18 protein-coding genes are annotated in these 17,743 nt (G+C 37.0%); 5 read left to right on the top strand and 13 right to left on the bottom strand.

Annotated features, from left to right (window positions below; translation table 11 throughout):
- Positions 1 to 14 precede the first annotated feature (14 nt).
- From ACIF8R_RS01540 to csuAB, 7 genes are all read right to left on the bottom strand, one after another.
- Entirely contained in the window at positions 15 to 533 is a 519-nt protein-coding gene (locus ACIF8R_RS01540; protein ID WP_331423189.1) for an acetyltransferase, read from the bottom strand.
- A gap of 113 nt (positions 534 to 646) precedes the next feature.
- Positions 647 to 1,666 (bottom strand): Csu fimbrial tip adhesin CsuE, encoded by a 1,020-nt coding sequence (csuE, locus tag ACIF8R_RS01535; protein ID WP_396478617.1) that lies wholly within the window; start codon positions 1,664 to 1,666, stop codon positions 647 to 649.
- Positions 1,663 to 4,161, bottom strand: coding sequence for a Csu fimbrial usher CsuD (gene csuD, locus ACIF8R_RS01530; RefSeq protein ID WP_396478615.1), 2,499 nt, complete (start codon positions 4,159 to 4,161; stop codon positions 1,663 to 1,665). Before csuD ends, csuE begins: the two co-directional genes overlap by 4 nt.
- Positions 4,158 to 4,991 carry a Csu fimbrial biogenesis chaperone CsuC gene (gene csuC / locus ACIF8R_RS01525; protein ID WP_396478613.1) on the bottom strand — a complete coding sequence of 278 codons (834 nt, stop codon included), beginning with the start codon at positions 4,989 to 4,991 and terminating at the stop codon, positions 4,158 to 4,160. Before csuC ends, csuD begins: the two co-directional genes overlap by 4 nt.
- Positions 4,985 to 5,503, bottom strand: coding sequence for a spore coat U domain-containing protein (locus ACIF8R_RS01520; RefSeq protein ID WP_396478611.1), 519 nt, complete (start codon positions 5,501 to 5,503; stop codon positions 4,985 to 4,987). Before ACIF8R_RS01520 ends, csuC begins: the two co-directional genes overlap by 7 nt.
- A gap of 4 nt (positions 5,504 to 5,507) precedes the next feature.
- Positions 5,508 to 6,056, bottom strand: a complete 549-nt coding sequence (locus ACIF8R_RS01515; RefSeq protein ID WP_396478965.1) for a spore coat protein U domain-containing protein — start codon at positions 6,054 to 6,056, stop codon at positions 5,508 to 5,510.
- 73 nt (positions 6,057 to 6,129) lie between these two features.
- Entirely contained in the window at positions 6,130 to 6,666 is a 537-nt protein-coding gene (csuAB, locus tag ACIF8R_RS01510) for a Csu fimbrial major subunit CsuAB (protein WP_002049140.1), read from the bottom strand.
- Positions 6,667 to 7,249: 583 nt separating this feature from the next.
- On the opposite strand from csuAB, the gene ACIF8R_RS01505 reads away from it, so the two are divergent.
- The 3 genes from ACIF8R_RS01505 to ACIF8R_RS01495 all read left to right on the top strand — a co-directional run bounded on the left by ACIF8R_RS01505 (position 7,250) and on the right by ACIF8R_RS01495 (position 9,366).
- Positions 7,250 to 7,888: a TetR/AcrR family transcriptional regulator gene (locus ACIF8R_RS01505; protein ID WP_396478609.1), complete on the top strand. Its 639-nt coding sequence runs from the start codon at positions 7,250 to 7,252 to the stop codon at positions 7,886 to 7,888.
- 209 nt (positions 7,889 to 8,097) lie between these two features.
- The gene (locus tag ACIF8R_RS01500; RefSeq protein ID WP_396478963.1) at positions 8,098 to 8,499 is read left to right on the top strand and encodes a DoxX-like family protein; all 402 of its coding nucleotides are present in this window, start codon (positions 8,098 to 8,100) and stop codon (positions 8,497 to 8,499) included.
- Between the two features lie 33 nt (positions 8,500 to 8,532).
- On the top strand, positions 8,533 to 9,366 hold the full coding sequence (locus ACIF8R_RS01495; protein ID WP_396478608.1) for an SDR family NAD(P)-dependent oxidoreductase: 834 nt from the start codon (positions 8,533 to 8,535) through the stop codon (positions 9,364 to 9,366).
- A gap of 15 nt (positions 9,367 to 9,381) precedes the next feature.
- On the opposite strand, the gene ACIF8R_RS01490 is transcribed toward ACIF8R_RS01495, so the two are convergent.
- From ACIF8R_RS01490 to ACIF8R_RS01480, 3 genes are read right to left on the bottom strand one after another with little or no spacing between them, the layout of a single operon-like run.
- On the bottom strand, positions 9,382 to 10,056 hold the full coding sequence (locus tag ACIF8R_RS01490; RefSeq protein ID WP_396478606.1) for a metallophosphoesterase: 675 nt from the start codon (positions 10,054 to 10,056) through the stop codon (positions 9,382 to 9,384).
- A gap of 18 nt (positions 10,057 to 10,074) precedes the next feature.
- Complete coding sequence (locus tag ACIF8R_RS01485; protein WP_396478984.1) at positions 10,075 to 10,284, bottom strand: hypothetical protein; 210 nt, start codon at positions 10,282 to 10,284, stop codon at positions 10,075 to 10,077.
- A 27-nt stretch (positions 10,285 to 10,311) separates the two neighbouring features.
- Complete coding sequence (locus ACIF8R_RS01480; RefSeq protein ID WP_396478604.1) at positions 10,312 to 11,010, bottom strand: FadR/GntR family transcriptional regulator; 699 nt, start codon at positions 11,008 to 11,010, stop codon at positions 10,312 to 10,314.
- A gap of 96 nt (positions 11,011 to 11,106) precedes the next feature.
- On the opposite strand from ACIF8R_RS01480, the gene ACIF8R_RS01475 reads away from it, so the two are divergent.
- Positions 11,107 to 12,009, top strand: a complete 903-nt coding sequence (locus ACIF8R_RS01475) for an ATP-binding protein (protein WP_396478602.1) — start codon at positions 11,107 to 11,109, stop codon at positions 12,007 to 12,009.
- A gap of 68 nt (positions 12,010 to 12,077) precedes the next feature.
- On the opposite strand, the gene ACIF8R_RS01470 is transcribed toward ACIF8R_RS01475, so the two are convergent.
- The 3 genes from ACIF8R_RS01470 to ACIF8R_RS01460 form a co-directional block, all read right to left on the bottom strand.
- Positions 12,078 to 13,904 (bottom strand): monovalent cation:proton antiporter-2 (CPA2) family protein, encoded by a 1,827-nt coding sequence (locus tag ACIF8R_RS01470; protein WP_396478601.1) that lies wholly within the window; start codon positions 13,902 to 13,904, stop codon positions 12,078 to 12,080.
- Positions 13,905 to 14,116: 212 nt separating this feature from the next.
- Entirely contained in the window at positions 14,117 to 15,352 is a 1,236-nt protein-coding gene (gene gltS / locus ACIF8R_RS01465; protein ID WP_002049330.1) for a sodium/glutamate symporter, read from the bottom strand.
- Positions 15,353 to 15,517: 165 nt separating this feature from the next.
- Positions 15,518 to 16,537 carry an AraC family transcriptional regulator gene (locus ACIF8R_RS01460; protein ID WP_396478599.1) on the bottom strand — a complete coding sequence of 340 codons (1,020 nt, stop codon included), beginning with the start codon at positions 16,535 to 16,537 and terminating at the stop codon, positions 15,518 to 15,520.
- Between the two features lie 164 nt (positions 16,538 to 16,701).
- Between ACIF8R_RS01460 and ACIF8R_RS01455 the strand changes: the two genes are divergently transcribed.
- Entirely contained in the window at positions 16,702 to 17,742 is a 1,041-nt protein-coding gene (locus tag ACIF8R_RS01455; protein WP_396478597.1) for an NAD-dependent epimerase/dehydratase family protein, read from the top strand.
- Position 17,743: the final 1 nt, after the last annotated feature.

The raw sequence follows: 17,743 nt of genomic DNA, 5'->3' as shown, positions 1-17,743 counted from the left end.
AGTTTGTATTGACCTTAAAAATTTCTTTTTATAATTTCTATTTCTTCAGCTGCAATATTAGTTAACTGTATTGATGATAGTTCGTTATTAGAGTTAAAACCAAAATATAATTCTTCATTTTTAAAGTAATGTTTTGATTTTTCAATATTTAAAAAATTTAATGCTAAATAATTTAAACCTACAACTAATTGTAGTTCATAATTAAAATCATCTTTAAATATACTTGAATAATCTTCAGATATTATATTCCAACCTGAGACATCAAATTTAGGTAAGAAATTTTCCACAAGAAATGGAATTTCAAAGTTACTGTTGTTTTTCAAAATGTTATTATAATTTATTGATGTAAGAGTAATATTAATTACTTCGCCTGTGTTACTTAAACCTAGTTCAAATAAACAAGTTTTTCCATTTCCACATCGCCAGTATATGTCAGCTAATCTATTTTCAGAGAACTCAATAGAAAAAGGAATGTATGAATCTATGCTAGTCAACACATGTTTAGGCTGTTGCTTATCAGACATAACTAACATACTTGGTCCTTATTGATATAAAGTTAAATCTTGAATTAATTTTTTGATTGTAGACTATTTTCCAGGTCAAAAAGCCCATGAACTGAGCTTTTATCTTCTATATAAATCAGCTTTTAAAACTCGACTTGTACCGTAACCGTATCTTGATAGGTTCCCGCTGTTACTGTGTCTGCATTTTCATCGACAATTTTTGTGGTAAACACATAGCTCTGCTGCGTCACTCCGTTATGTACACCGGGGTTAAGGGTCGCATTTAAACTCGACCAACGCTCGTTACCACTACCCCATCGGTCATTCGATGAATTTTTGAAAATATCGTATTTTAAATATGTATTTCCCGTTTGCGACTTCATAGCACGCTGGTTGCCATTTTGCGGGGAAAGCCCATTATTTAAACTCACATAATATGGCGTATTTACAGAGCAACGTATTCCCATAGACGACTGCACAGGCTCAAGCTTAGAAGCAAAAGCGGCCGTACCAAAGTTTACGTCTTGCGTTAAAATTCGGCAGTCCGGAAGTACGGTAATAGAGAGCGAACCAAGCGAGTCGGCTCCACTTCCCCAGTTAAAGCCAATTCCTAATGCCCCACGTCTAAACCCTGGGCTTTCAAAGAAGACCCCGATTCCCACAATCGCAACTGCGGGTACAGAATAAAACCATTTTACTTTTAATGGTGAGTCAGCTTGATACACACCCGGTGATACACTTTGCCCAGCGGGAAGGCGGATATAGAAAGGCAAGTTGCCATCTGGCCCACTAAAAAGATTGACCAGCGTAAAGCTACTCATGTCCTTTTCTTGGCCTAAACTAATGATTTCATTGTTACTGTCTAAAATAACAGCATTGAGTTTTTCACCAGTTTGAGCATTGGTAAATGAATTCGACATTTGCTCAACCCGATATTTTAAATAGGTCATGTTCGCCAAAGCCAAGCTAAAACCCGTACACGACAAACCCGAATTAAACTGTGAAGAGTTTTCACCGTTTTCCGTTAAATAGATAGATGGAACCGAAATAGAAGATGAACCCGAAGCACTCACACTACATGCAGCATGAGCTAAATTTCCAGCCAGCATCAGTCCAGAAAATATGCCTAAATGGCGAAGTAATTTTTTTGTTTTTATATTCATGGTAAAGATACCTCATGACACGTAACAGGCTTAACCACCACAATCTGTTGCTTGGCTTGTTCTACATCTACAGAAAAATCTGCCTTACATACGCTCTGATCTGAACGTTGAACAGTCACGGTATTGTTCGGTTTTAAGTTTTCTAAATAGACAATGCCATCCATTCCCACATAAGACGACTCTTGGTCAGCTCTATGCACCACAGAGCCAACAGGCATAGGTTTGCCGTCTGCTTGAGTTAAATAAACGTTGGCAGTAATAGACTGATGAACTGGGAACTTAATCACAACACCCGAGCCGCGTTTAGCAGCAATACGTTGTTCAACTTGCGTGATGGTGAAGTTTGAAGGTAAATCGATTGGGTCGACGCTGTATTTACCCGAATAGTAAGGCGTCACCGATGGCACAAAAATATGTCCTTTTTTATTACTGCGGCCAATTAAACTGTTTTCGTATCTGACCAGAACATCCGGTACTTGGTTTGTATCGATCAATGCAAAAGAATCGCCTAAACGGTTTGAAGTAAATACCTCACCCGCCATATAAATAAGTGAACCTGATAGACCAAACCAATAGTTATAGTCATGGTTTCCAGACATACCAAAGTCAGTATTGATATAACCGTTGCGGTAATTGATGCGTGCCTGATTTAAATCTTCACTATTTTCATTATAGCGTCGGGTTAAATCGACACCGAAACCACCTTCAGATGGTACAGAACGGTTGAAATTAACATAACCCGTATCGCCCTGTTTATTAAATGCATAACCCGAGTTCACAGTCGCGTTGCGCTGGAACAGTGGTATCGAAAGCTGAAATGCAGCACTCCACTCTTTTTCGATAAAGTCACGGTTGGCACTGAGTGAAACGGTCACACCATTCATATAAGTCGGTAAAACAGGTGCCCATGACAAGTTTAAAAAGCGATTTTTAAAGTCATTTGCTTTGGTATTGATATAACCCACACCAAAGGTGCCTGAGTTTTTAGTCGCAAAGTACGTATTGGCCGTTAAGCTTTTATTACTATTGACCGAAATTAAATTGCTATATTGCAGCCGTGAAAGATCGGTATATTCATCATCACGCTGGTTATGGTTAATGCTAAAACCAAAGCGATTACGGTTATAGCTATACCCGACCGTATATTGCTTACCCTCTAAGTCTTTGGTGCGATCTTCAGACATAGACTTATCGGCCTTACTTTGGCTAAAAGAAGCACTCAGCACACCTAAGTTTGCAAGTTTGAGTACAGACCCAGCACCAAATAACTGTAAGTCTGAGGAAAGCTCAGTACGACCTTCTACAGTCAGCCAGTCATTTACCCCATAACGGGCGTCGGCTGCACTTGCAAACTTCCCATAAGAGAAATTTTTAAGTCCGTAGTCTTCACGGATTTTCCCTAAGGATAATGAATAGTCAAATAGGCCGGGCTTTAGCAAAGTATTAGAAATATAAAATGGGACCGATGTTGTGACTTGACGCCCGACTGCATCGGTCGTGACCACAACGGCTTCCCCTTTACCATTAACAAAGGGAACATTATTTAAAATAAACGGTCCAGACTGTACTTCTGTTGAGCTGGTCTTTTGCCCATTAATAATTAAATCGACTGTACTTGGTAAAGCGGCTTGCCCAATAAACTGTGGTAAGGGATAAGTAATTAAATCTGGTCGGGTTGAATAGTTTCTTTGTACCTGAAAACCACCCAGACGGACAGAACTTCCCCAAGTCGTTTTGCTACCGGTAATAATGTCACCCAGTACAAAAGACGTAGCATTCTTTTGGTTATCAAATTGCCAAGACGTGTCATAACGACGGTAGCCGTCATTGTCTAAAGACTCGGCATTACCTTCATTTTTATATTGGTTTTTGACATAGACACCAGAGTTTTTAATGACCCCTAACGGAGAGAACAGACGCTGCTCTGTAAATAAACTACTGGTTGATCCACCCTGATGCGGCCTATAAGTATAAAAATCATAGTTATTGAGCAGCCCTATGCCAGACTGAGCAACGACAGGTTTATACCATGAGTCTTTACCTAAAACTTGGGTCGGCATCCAAGCGGGTGGAAAGTTAAGCTTAAAATATTGGTTTGATGATTGATATTCATAGCTTACATCTTTCAGCTTATCTAAAGATATCCAGTCACTCGCATCACCACTAAACCCTAAAGTTAAGATATCTTGATTGGTTAAAGCATCGTGATTGTTTGTCAGTAGCTCCTGAGGAATTTGAATTTCTAACTCATCAATCAGCTTGTTTTTTTGTATGAAGTACTCATCATTTTTAACAATAACAGGTACAACCTGCTGCACTGAATATTGGTTTACAACCAAGTCTAGGTACAGCTTAAACAGTTGATTAATTTCGTTAATATCTTTTGGTGGTGGAGGCAAATCGCCAGCAAAAGCAATATTTGGAATATTTAAGCATCCACCCGACAACAAAATTAGCAAAATACTTTTGCATAAATTATTATGCCGAAGGATCATGTTGGATCCTCCATTTTGCTAATTTCGATCAACTCTTGTTTTATGCCAGAACTATCAACACCATAAATTTTAGAAGTTTTTAATAACTCATTTGCGGTCGATTTATCGATAGCAAACTTCACGGTGCTATTCGATAAAACATAGCCAAAAGCAGCTTTCCCTAAAGAAATATCATGGCCAGTTTTTGAAGTTTTAAGTGCTGAAAGGCGAGCAAATTTCTGTCCATTATTTTTTAAATATAGCTCAGACTGGCCTTGGCCATTGTTGCGGACTGACCATTGTAAAACCGGTTTGGCTAAAGGATTTTTTGCATTCGCTTTTTGGCTCTCTTCAGTTAAGCCACTGCCTATACCTTTTCCATAGGCAAACAACGGAATGGAGTAACGCATTTGGAAACTCACTTTAGAGGCGTCTTGCTCGTTTCCATCAGACAGGCGAATCGGTAACTCATCTACAATCAAACGATATGACTGTTCTTTGCCGTCTGGCAAATTGGCACTTTTGGTTAAACGAAGCATATGCTTCTCACCTGCTTTAATTTTGGCTACAGGTGGACTAGGTATAATTTCTGATTGCTCGCTATAGTTATCTTTTAAGCCTTCTTGATTCCATTTAAACACCCGAATTTGTACCATCGCGTCGGTTTTGCCAGTATTTTGGAGCCAAACCGCAGTTGCTTTTTCATTGGCTTCAATTTTTGGATAAATAGGCCAAATTAAAAAAGTTGCTTGTGCCATCACAGGTGTAACAAGTGATAATGTACTTGCAAATAAAAAAGATTTTAAAATGCCATTTTTAATAAATGCAGAATTGTTCATACAAATCACCATGTAATCATTATTGAAACAGTATCTTTATAAATTCCGGCCGTATGTGGTTCATTATTATTTTCTAAATCAACGACACCATATATTTCAAAATTTGCCAGACGGTTTGTAGGTGTTGTGGCAGGCAATAAATATTTATTACCAACAATATATTCAGTAGATAAACTGCTAGAGGTATATAATTTATAAGGTAAATAATTCGAAGATGAACCATTTTTCATACGTCTTACATTATTCTGTAGATTTTCACCACCATCTATGGAAATACTAACAGGCAAACTTTCCGTACAGCGGATATTCCAAGATTCTTTGCTATTTATAATATTGAAAATGACTTTATCTTTTGATAAAGCTGAATACTGACCAAAATCCATTTTTTGTTCTATATTATCTATTGAGCATCCATTTTCAATTTTAGCTTGAACTTTAAAACTAGAATTTAATTGAGGATCTACCGCATATACAAATGGACTTACAGATAGCAATAATATTGCTTTAAAATAAAAATATTTCATTTTCTTAAAACTCAATTGTAATTGGTACTATATCTGTATACTCACCCTTAGATATACGTCCACCATCGTGTATGGCTTGACCAAAAATATCGATATTCTTTTTAGTATTCATATCATTAAGAATAAAAGCATCGTTCGCTCTAATCACTTGTTTATTTAAACCATAGAGCAAGTTATAAGCAACAAAATCTCTACCATTACTTAATGCATGATAATAATTTTGTGAAAATGAAGTAGGAACTTTACTATCATTATTTCCAGAACCAAATATTATTTTTACAGTGGAAATACCAGCACACTGTATTTGTAAACCAGAGTTTCCATTATTTACCAAACTTGCATCGATCACCCCGTTAAAACCAGTCGAGGTTTCACCAAAATCAACAGTTCCGAAATTTAAATTTGTCGCATTATTTTCAACAACTTTATTATTAATAGAACAAGAAGGTAATAATTCAATTTGACTTGTTAATTTAGCTCCAATCCCACCCGCATTTAATGAAGAAATTAAAAAATAAGAAATTATAAATATAGAACCGCGATTGAATATCATCTTCCCTCCATTTAAAACAGGTTCACTCACTTTTAAGTAAACCTGCCACTCAATTAATTATTTCTTTTTATATTTAGAAATTTACAGTAACTAATAGAGTATCTTTATAATCACCTTGAGCTTTTGCTGTGCCAGTGTTTGGAGCGATTGCACCGAAAATTGGTACCGCTGTAGCTTGGCCACTCACTGTAGTGAACTGTTGTGGCTGGTTTACAACATAAAGGTTTGTACGAGCAGCATCGCGGTAAACGTTATATGCAACTACATCAGCAGAAGCAGTATTTTTTAAAGTGCGGTCTGTACGTTCACCACCATCAATTGCAACTGTAAAATCAACAGGATCCGTTCCGTCACAAGTCACAGAAATATTACCGCCTGTTGCTGCTGAAGCGACTTCAGCTGTTAATACGTTGTTCCAAGTACCGGAAGTTTTACCAAAATCTAAAGTACCAAACTTGTTCATATTCCCTTCAGTTTGACTACCACCTACAGTACAGCCTGTTGAGATATTTAATTTAACGTCAACCTGTCCAGTAACAGCCGCTTGAGTATTTACCGCATAACCAGCAACTATTAATGCTGCAAGAAGTGATTTCTGAATGTTTTTCATATTCATAACCTACATATATAATGATTAGTTTTGTAGAACAAAATGAATCAAACGTGATAAATAAAATATGTCCAATTTGTTTTATATATAAAACAAACTAGCTTTTACTATTGTGTGATTCTCTTCACAATTTAATAACAATTATTTAACTTGTATACACACATTACAAAAAGACTATGTTTACTTATTTAAATTTCTTTTTTTAATAGTCAAAAAAACACCTAACTAAATACCTACCCCTACTTTAAAAAAAAGACTAAAAAATAGAGAAAATAAATATCATCCATCAATTAAAAATTAGTCAATATTTATTCAAATACAATAATTTATAGATTTAACAAAATCAGAAGAAACTCATTATTATTTAAATAGGTAATACGACCTATTTTAACTATTACTTAAGAAACAAAAATAAGTCATTTGACCTATTTTTTAATTTTAGATTGGGTCGCCTGACCTAAATTAAAAAACTATAGGTCAAATGACCTAAATTTAGTTTAATAGAATTTAAATATTTTATTTATATTTTTCTAATTTCATGGTTTAAAATGCCTTTTTTTAAATAGTACTTACAGGCTGGATAATGATCAAAATTGATACCTTTGATACTATACAAATAAAGAAGTCCTTTACCACACTAAAAGGACAAGAAAGAATAAAGCAAATCTTAAGAAATGCTGAAATAGTTTTCCTTACGAAAGGTTATTCTGGTTTTAGTATGCGAGGAGTTGCAGCTCAATCAAATATTAGTTTAAGCACCTTACAGCATTATTTCAAAAATAAAGATATTTTATTAAAAGCGTTACTTAATAAATTAATTTGCGATTACATACAGCGAATTGAAATTTTAATCAACTTAAATGCAAATGAGCCACCTTTGCATCGGTTTATGAATATTATTACCAATATAATATATGAAATTGAACAACCGGTCATTACGCATACATTTAAAGAGGTGTTTTCTATTTCAGACCACTTACCCTATGTATATGATTCTTTGTCAATCATACAAAAGTATAATTTTGAACTTATATATAAAATCATCCTTCCTATTCATAATGAAATTTCATCAGAAGAATATAAAGAAAGAGCCATAATTATAATTACACAACTCAACGGTTATTTAGTTCAACATTCAAACAAAAATACAGATGAATGTTATAAAGAATTCCTAAGAAATATACTTTTAAAAAATATATCAAGATTAGTCAGTGAACCATAAGATTAAAAACATAGGAGCACTTCTCCTATGTTTTTAATATAAAATTAAAATAGACTTTTTCTATCCTATCCCTACATTACTGTTAAAAAATAACCATAAAAAATGATTACAAAATAAGCTCATCTTATTTTCTGTTGAAGAATAAATTAAATCAAAACATAATAGTCGCACTAATGAAAATTGAAATTTTGAACTTTTAGAGAATCTTAATAAACAATGCTAAATCATTAAAATTTATAAACTTTATTCTTGCTTTCTTATGGATTTATCAAGGACTCGTTCCTAAACTAATTTTTATTAACTCTGATGAAATATTTGTATGGCAAACCATCGGACTTTCTTTTGAGTATGCAAAACTTGCAGGGCGTGCGAGCGGTATAGCTGAAATTATTTTTGGTTTATTGTTTCTTTTTTCTACTCATAAATATATTCACTATTTAAGTATTTTAGGTTTATTCGGCTTACTGCTCTTAATTGGTGTTTTAAAACCATCTACACTTATCTCGCCTTATAACCCTATCGTAATGAATATTTCGATGATAAGTTTATCAATTATCTATTTGCTTTTATTAAAAGAGCAAACAACTCATTTTCATAAAGCTGCTCAATAGCATTAAGTTTTTAAAAAATTTATAGAGATTTCAATGAGTTTATCTAGTCGTGAAGTTGGCTGTGTAGTTATCACTGGAAGCACAAAAGGTATTGGTTTAGCACTCGCCCACGCTTTTTTAGATCTGGGATGTTCAGTTGTGATTGCTGGACGGAACACGGAGCATCTTCACCATGCTCTTTCTCATTTAGAAACTCATTTCAATAAAGAAAAATTTATAGGTCTATGCTGTGATGTGACACAAATTGCGGATGTACAAGCCTTATGGGATGGAGCAATTCAACATTTTGGACAAGTCAATGTGTGGATTAATAACGCAGGCAGCTGCCACCCAACGAAAGAGTTTATTAACCTTCAGCCAGATGAATTAAATGCAGCCATTTCGACGAATATTTTGGGCACAATGCTTGGTTCGCAAGTGGCTCTAAAAGGCATGCTTAAACAGGGGCATGGTCAAATTTTTAATATGGAAGGTTGGGGAAGCAACGGCGAATGGAGTGCTGGAATGACTCCTTACGCAACCACCAAACGAGCGGTTAGTTATTTTAGTAAAGCGCTTTATAAAGAGACTAAGTCGACCTCTATTTTAACTGGCACTCTTAGCCCTGGTATGGTGGCAACCGACTTGTTAGTTTCATCTTGGACCAATGGCAACATACAAAACTGGAAAAAGATGAAGCGCTTATTTTTCTTTGTAATTGACCCACCAGAAGTTGTTTGTGCGTATTTAGCAAAGCAAATTATGCAAAACACAAAAACCAACCGACGTATTGCATGGATCACACCGTGGAAGCTTTTTCTTAGATTTTTGCAACCTTATTACTGGCGCAGAAACCCAGTTAAAGGCACAGCATTAGAGCATCTCTAGGTTGGTTTAATATGATTAACAATCTAATTTCACTAAAGTAAGGCGGTTTGATTGATAGGCACCCGTATCAATATAAAAGCAGTTATTTCGCTTAACCATAGTTTCAACAACAGTATGGCCTAAATAAACTTCATCAATATTTTGAACGGTGCCGTAATCTTTACTATTTTTTATTCGGGACCTGCCCCACAGAACATCGGCATAAGTTAAAAATGTATGGGTTACGTCCGAATTTTTCGCTTCAACGCGAGCTTTCAGGGCATTCCAATCATCGAGTTGAATATCGCCATGAACAATGCCAATCTTTTTTCGGCGTGTATGCAGCTCAAGCATTATGGGGAGCTTTTTTAACTTCGCAACAATTTGGTTTCTTGCAGTATTCTCTAGTGCATAGAACCATTCACCGCCATATTTTTCATGAATTTTACGGAAGAAGGAATTATAGTTACCTTGAATACATAGTTCTTCATGGTTACCTCGAACCATCGTAAACCACTTATTTTCTATAAGCTCAAGGCATTGGTAACTCTGCGGCCCTTTATCGACTATATCACCGACACTAATTAATAAATCTTGCTCAAAATTAAAGTTAACTTTTGCAAGTTCTTTCATTAAAAGTGAATAACAACCATGTATATCACCCACTACATATATATTTTGATATTTTAAATCAGCATTTTGAATGACCATGCACATCTCATTCATGGTTTAAACTTTATTTTCACCATGTTGAGCAAAAGCTTTAATTTCACTTCGAATCAGAATATGTCGAGATGGAAAATAAAACCGATAAGCCAACTCATAAGTTTCAAATAAAGCTAGGTGAGATTGATGAGTTGCCCAATAGTAAGCAGTCATACCCTTCTCTTTCCTAAGACTTAAATAGTAAGGAACATCAAAGTTATTCGAAACAATCATAAAACTCATCGTATTTGGTCTATCTATTTAGTTCTTTTGGGTAGGGTCAGCTTTGATTACATCTAACGCGCGTAATATTGGAGCCAACATAGATTCAGCAATTTTCATGGCTTCTGTCTCAGATTTATTGGAAATGGCTTGAACGAGTTCGCTATGTATTTGCTGATTTGGATCAGGTAAGTTTTTATTGGTGACTAACTCTAAAGTGTATTGATAGCTTGAGTTTAAGAAATACTCATAGGTTGCTTGCAAGGCTTTATTATGAGTTGCCTTAGCAATTGCTAAATGCAGTTTTTTATCACTTAACATGAAGTTCGCAACATCTTCTTCATTTGTTCTAGCTCTATTTTCTAAGCACTCCATAACTTCACGCATGTCTTCAGGCGTACTGTGTCGAGCAGCCAATTTCGCAATCTCAATTTCTAATAAACATCTCACTTCTAGGTGTTCATATAAATCAGAATGATGAATGGAATTAATCACAATCGAAAAATCATTTTTTGTTCGTACAAAGGTACCCAGCCCCTGTTTGACCTCTAAAACACCTAAATATTCTAAAATTTTAATTGCTTCACGAATGGTGTTTCGGCCCACACCTAAACCTTGCACAAGCTCAGGTTCAGTTGGAATTTTCTCGTCTACTTTCCACATGTCATTTTTAATATTCTGACGTACAACATGAATCACTTCGTCTACGAGAGATCTTTTTTGAATTTGCTCAATCATTGAAATTGGTACTAGCAAGCTAAAACATACGGTGATACTATCATCCTATGTTTAATTGTTCAAATTCTCTTTCATGCATTTTTAAAGGTTGAGCTCATGGAATTAAGTCAGACAATTTCAAATCTTATTTTTGAAATCCAAAAGCTTACTCAGGCCGTCGAGAAGATTTCTAAAGGCCAAGAAATTTCGGTAGATGTACTAGATGAGGCGATTGCCTTTAGATGGGAAAGAGAAAATAACAAAGGTTCGCTCATTGCTATACGCAAGCCTCAGCTCATTTCGTTTAATCATCTATGCAATATCGACAACCAACTGACCAAAGTGAAGTTAAACACCGAAGCTTTTGCAAAAGGGTTATTGGCAAATAATGTACTCATGACTGGCTCACGTGGTACAGGTAAGTCATCTATTGTAAAAGCCTGTTTAAATGAATATCACCACTTGGGCCTTCGAGTGATTGAGCTTGAGAAAAAGTACTTAGAAGATTTACCAAAAATCATTAACTTGCTGCAAGATCGTGAAGAGCGTTTTATCATCTTTTGTGATGATTTGGCGTTTGAAGCTGGTGACACAAGTTATGCGACTTTAAAAACAGTGTTAGACGGTTCATTAGCCACTAGCTCAGACAACACTCTTATTTATGCAACATCAAATCGAAAGCATATGGTGGCCGAATACAATAAAGATAATACCGAGTTAAATGTAGGCGAAAACGGCGAGTTACGCCCAGGTGACAGCATTGAACAAAAAATTTCTTTAGCAGACAGATTTGGTCTACAAATTAATTTTTATGGTTTTAGCCAGCAAGAATATTTAAAAACAGTTCAATACTGGCTAAATGAATATGAATGGCAACAGCGCGAAAGCTGGGAAACAATCCAGTTAAAAGCTATTCAATATGCGACTCAACAAGGTAATCGTTCAGGAAGAATTGCCAATCAATTTGCCAAAATGATTGTAGGTCAAGAAATGCTGAGCGCAGCAGATTTAACCGTCTAAACTTTTCTGTCCATGAAATCATTCAGTAGAAGTTCTTCTAAAAAAGCTTCTACTGAACTTCATACATATCAAGAATCGTTATCTGAATTCTCTTCTTTATTTAAAATCCGCCCTTCCCGTTTTGGTCGAATCAATGGTGCTGTTGGTCGTGGATGCGTATGTGTATATTGCATCCCTACTCCTGCATTGACATCGTCCGCCGCAATTTCAGTTTCAAAACGCTCATTATCCAAATCACGAATTTCCTCGGTAATTCTTTCTACTTCGTCTTCATCTACACCCAGTTCTTGCAAAATCACGCCGCCAAACTTAATTGCAGATTCAAATGTTTCACGAATCATAAAGTCCACTTTTTGTTTGACTAAATGTAGTGAATGCTCACGGTCGTATGAACGGACTAATAATTTTGCTAAAGGAAATTCGTGAGTCACAAGTTCTACGATTCGATTGGTCGTTTCCTTGCTATCTACACACACCACAATCGCCTGTGCTGTTGCAGCACCGGAAGCATGCAGAATATCTAGACGGCAACCATCGCCATAATAAATTTTAAAACCAAATTTTTCTGCGTTTCGAATCATGTCGGTATTATTATCAATAATGGTGACATCGACACCTCTTGCTAATAATAATTGACTGGTGACCTGCCCAAACCGCCCGAAACCAATCATTAACACACTACCGCTTAAGCCCTCGGCAATATTAATATTTTCTAATGAAACCTTTGTTTTCGCTTGAGTAAAGCGTTTAAAAATAATACCGACAATTGGGGTCAACACCATTGAAAGCACAACAATCGCGGTTAAGTTAGATTTAACCGTACTATCAATAACTTGTGCACTTAATGCGGCAGAGAAAAGTACAAAAGCAAATTCTCCACCTTGAGCCATAAGTAAAGCGCGATCCAATGCTTCAGTATGAGAGCTTTTCGTTACTCGGGCGACTATATAAATCATGAGCGCTTTGGCAAGCATTAGCGCAATTACGCCACTTACAATCAGTTGCCAGTTTTGCGCAACCACTGATAAGTCCAGTGACATACCCACGCCAAGGAAAAAGAGACCCAGCAAGATTCCACGGAACGGTTCAATATCGGCTTCAATTTGATGTCTAAAGGTCGATTCAGATAAAAGCACACCCGCCAAGAAAGCACCCATCGCCATGGTCAAACCGCTGACTTGCATCAGTAACGCAGCACCTAATACAACCAGTAGAGCGGCAGCAGTCATAACTTCTCGGGCTTTAGCGGCAGCCAAAAGCCTAAATAATGGGTTCAGTAACCAATACCCTGCCGCAATCAGACCTGCAATTGCGAGTAAACCAATTCCTATATTTTCTAGACGTACCGCTGTGCTTTCGACCACATGATTTGGTGCCATAAAAGCGACAATAGCCAGCAAAGGCACAATCAATAAATCTTCAAAAAGTAAGATGGCTACAATTTTTTGCCCACGAGGTTGAGTTAAGTCACCGCGATCGCCCAATAACTGCATCACAATGGCAGTCGAGGTTAATACAAACCCTGCCGCACCAATAAAAGCGACTTGCCACGTAAAACCAAACAACAACCCGACGCCAGTCAAAGCCAGCGCACAAATGATAATTTGTAGCGTACCAAGGCCGAAAATTTCGCGCCTAAGACTCCATAAATGTGATGGCTGCATTTCCAAACCAATCACAAATAGGTACATCACAATTCCTAATTCGGCAATATGCAAAATTGCGGTGGAATCCTGAAAAAAGGCGAAACCGAATGGGCCAATAACCAGACCCGCAATTAAATAACCTAATACTGAACCTAAACCAATACGTTTAAAAATAGGGACTGCAATAACAGCCGCTGCCAATAAAACTACGGGGGCAACCAAGCTAATTGAATGTGCTTCTGAGCTCATACATTTCTCATTTTATTTATCTGCAATTCATTCTATGTGAAAGCATGTTTAAGGGCGATTATTAGTTTTGAGAAAAAGTGTCTTAAAAACAAAATCGCTTAAATCACCCAAAATTGAAAATTAAGCCTATACGAATGAAAAATATCTATTCATTTTAATATTCATAAACAAGCACCCATAAAAAAAAGCCCTGACGGGCTTTTTTTATTTTATTAAACAATGAACTTCAACATGAGCTGAATCACTGTCGCATTAATTAAATCGACGAAGAATGCACCACAAAGTGGAACAATTAAAAAGGCCTTATGCGATGGCCCATACATGTTGGTAATGGCTTGCATATTTGCAACGGCGGTTGGTGTTGCACCCATACCAAAACCACAGTGGCCTGCTGCTAACACTGCCGCATCGTAGTTTTTGCCCATAATGCGGAATGTCACAAATGCTGCATATAAAGCCATCGTAATGGTTTGAGCACCTAAAATCACTACAAGCGGACCAGCTAGGTCGGCAAGTTGCCAAAGTTTTAACGAAAGCAATGCCATAGCTAAATAAAGTGACAAAGATGCATTACCAAACACATCAATCGCACGGTCAAAAATATCAATTTTCAACACGCTTTCTAAAATATTTCTTAAGATTACACCGCCACCAAGTGCCCAAACAAAGGTTGGTAACTCAAACCAAGTTCCCTTACTAAAGCCCGTCATAAATTCAGCAAATGCTAAACACGCTGCAAACATCCCCAGCGTGGTAATTGCATTATCGGCTGTAATTAAACGAACTTGATGCGGGTTTTCAAACGGCGCAAGATCATCTGAATTTTGTTCAACATGCGTATCACGATGTTGGATTTCAGCATTAGTTTTAGGTTGAGCAAGGCTATAACGGTTAATGAGTAATTTGGCTAACGGGCCACCAATCACACCACCAATAATCAAGCCAAAGGTCGCACTCGCCATCCCTAATGCTAAAGCACCTTGAATGCCATGCTGACTTTCTAAGATTTCACCCCATGCACCTGCTGTACCATGACCACCCGTTAAAGTGATTGAACCTGCAATCAAACCAATCAGTGGGTCTAAACCCAATAAAGTCGCAAGGCTCATACCAACAGCATTTTGCACAACAATAAATGAGGCCACACAAATTAAGAAGATGACTAAAGCAGTACCACCTTCTTTAAGCTTCATAAAATTGGCACTTAAACCAATTGAAGCAAAGAACACGAGCATAAAGCTGGTTTGTAATTCGCTACTAAAAACAATGCTGTACCCCCACAAAGTGTGGACAAGTAAAGAAACTACAGCAGCAACCAAACCACCCGCTACAGGTTCAGGGATATTATAACGTTTTAAAAAATCAATCCGATTGACAAGAAAGCGGCCCAACAATAAAACAATGACCGCCGAAATTAGCGTATAAAAACCATTAAATACAAATTCCATATATATTACATAGACTACTTTCTGATTACATTCCTAATCGATTGTAAAATAATTATATTTTATTTTTGAATATTTAAAAAAAACACAAACAAACTTTACAAAATCCCTCTTTATTTAAGAATACCTAAATAAATCAAACTATTATTTTGAGTATTTAGTAAAAAATTATGATGTACTCTCTCTTAAATTTCGATATTGTTTCGGAGTCTGATTGGTCCAACGTTTAAATGCCCGCGTAAAATGTGTGACTTCGGAATAACCCAGTTTCTCAGAAATATAAGAAATACTATATTCATGATGATTCAATAATTTCTTCGCATATCTTTCTCTAACTTGGTCTACTAAAACCTGAAAAGTAACCCCTTCTTTTGCTAACTGGCGTTGTAATGTTCTTTCAGTTAAGTGCAACTTGTCGGCAACATCTTTCATTTTAAAGAAGCCTTCGACTTCATCAAAAAGTAACTCACGGACTAAAGCCGTAAGTGGGTGTTTTTCACCACGTTTAGCAGCTAACTTGTTTAAATCATGTTTACACTGTTCACGAGCTAAACGAGCGGCTAATGGGTCAGCCATAATTAATGGCAGAGCCAAGAAAGTTTCAGAAAAAACCAAACGGTTGAATGGCTGATTAAATTGAATTTCACATGGCAATAATTCTTGAACTTGTTCCAAGAAAGCGGGTTCTGGGTAATTTAGTTCGGCTTTTATTTCTAATTTTTGTCCCGTAATAGCATTCGACATTTGAGCAAAGCCCACCATTAAAAATGTCATCCCGACAATACCCATTTTAAAGTTTGTCATGGGTTGATCTAAATATAAAAAAGCTAAATCGTTTTCTATTTCAAGACGTGGTTTTAAAGCTGGACAACGTAGTCCAATGAACTGTTCCATGACATTTAAAGCTTCACCCAAATTTTGTGAAACCATTGCAGCAAGACCAACCGAACCATGACAAGACACGGTCATTTGCAAGCCAAGATAGATACCTAATGCAGGCTCATTGGTCAGTTCGACTGCTCTATTCAGTAGATCATTAAAGATATTGAAATCTAAATACCAAAAGGGTTCCAACAGTTGCTCAACAGAAACTCCGCTTCCTTCCAAGAGTTCTTCGGGAGATACATTTAGCTTTTGGACGACATCAGCCATAAGGCTGACATAGGTTCCAGGTAAAGACGGATTCACAATACGCTCTCTTTATTTTTCTCGATAAAATGTCGTGAAATGGTCAAAACTGTCATTTCAAGAACTATGACACATATTTCAGATTCGGCATAGTACCTCTTACTAAGTTGCCGCATTTTTATCCACTTTGTACAGGATAAAAATCTAATAAAGATTGGTGAAATATGAAAGCTCTGGTTACTGGTGGTGCTGGTTTTATTGGTTCCCACATTGTACGTACTTTACTCAATGAAAATTACGAAGTACGTGTACTGCATTTGCCTCAAGAAAAATTAACCAATTTAGAAGGGTTAGATGTTGAGTTAATTGCAGGCGACATTACCGACCCAGCAAAAATGGATGAAGCAGTCGCAGGTTGTGATTTGGTTTTTCATACTGCCGCAATTTATGCCTTATGGCTTCCGAAGCCTGAGCTTATGCGCAAAGTCAATGTTGAAGGAACACGAACCGTACTCAATGCTGCAAAAAAGGCTGGTGTTAAACGTGTTGTTTATACCAGTACAGGCGCATGTTTTGCAGGTCAACCCAAAGGCATTCAGGCCACCGAAACAAGTCCATTTGCTTTAGGCGCGACTGGAGATGCATACGTTTTAACAAAATTTGAAGCACATCAGGTTGCCTTACAGTTTGCCGCGGGCGGCTTAGATATTGTGATTGTCTGCCCGACAGGTCCAATTGGCCCTCAAGATATTGCCCCAACCCCAACAGGAAAACTTTTACTCACCATCGCTACCATGCCTGCCCTTGCTGTACCGGGTGCAATTAACAATATGGTTGATGTACGCGATGTAGCAAAAGGCCATGTCTTGGCTGCGCAAAAAGGTAGAAGTGGTGAAACCTATATTTTAGGTAATCGAGATCTTGACGGCGTAGCGATGGCAAAAACAGTTCATCAGCTCTTAGGCATCTGGCGCCCAGTAATGACCATTCCAAGTGTAGTTGAAGGCGTCTCATCTCAACTTGCGGGCCATGCAGCTTTGTGGGTAACAGAACATATTACTCATAAAGCTCCCCTTGTGACGCCTTCAGCAGCCAAAATCGGTCAGCTCGGCACCTCATTTAATTGTACAAAAGCCATTCAAGAGCTTGGACTTCCTCAAACGCCCGTTGAAATTGCAGTACGTGATGCATTGCAGTGGTTTGCAGCCAATGGTTACGTCAAATCTCGTAGCTTGATCAAAAAAATTGAGTCAATTTCGATCTGAT

The sequence above is a fragment of the Acinetobacter sp. ABJ_C4_1 genome (genome assembly GCF_044538495.1).
In the GTDB taxonomy this organism is placed as follows: domain Bacteria; phylum Pseudomonadota; class Gammaproteobacteria; order Pseudomonadales; family Moraxellaceae; genus Acinetobacter; species Acinetobacter nosocomialis_A.
The sequence above is the reverse complement of the archived record's forward strand: the minus strand, read 5'-3'. Positions and strand labels throughout refer to the sequence as shown.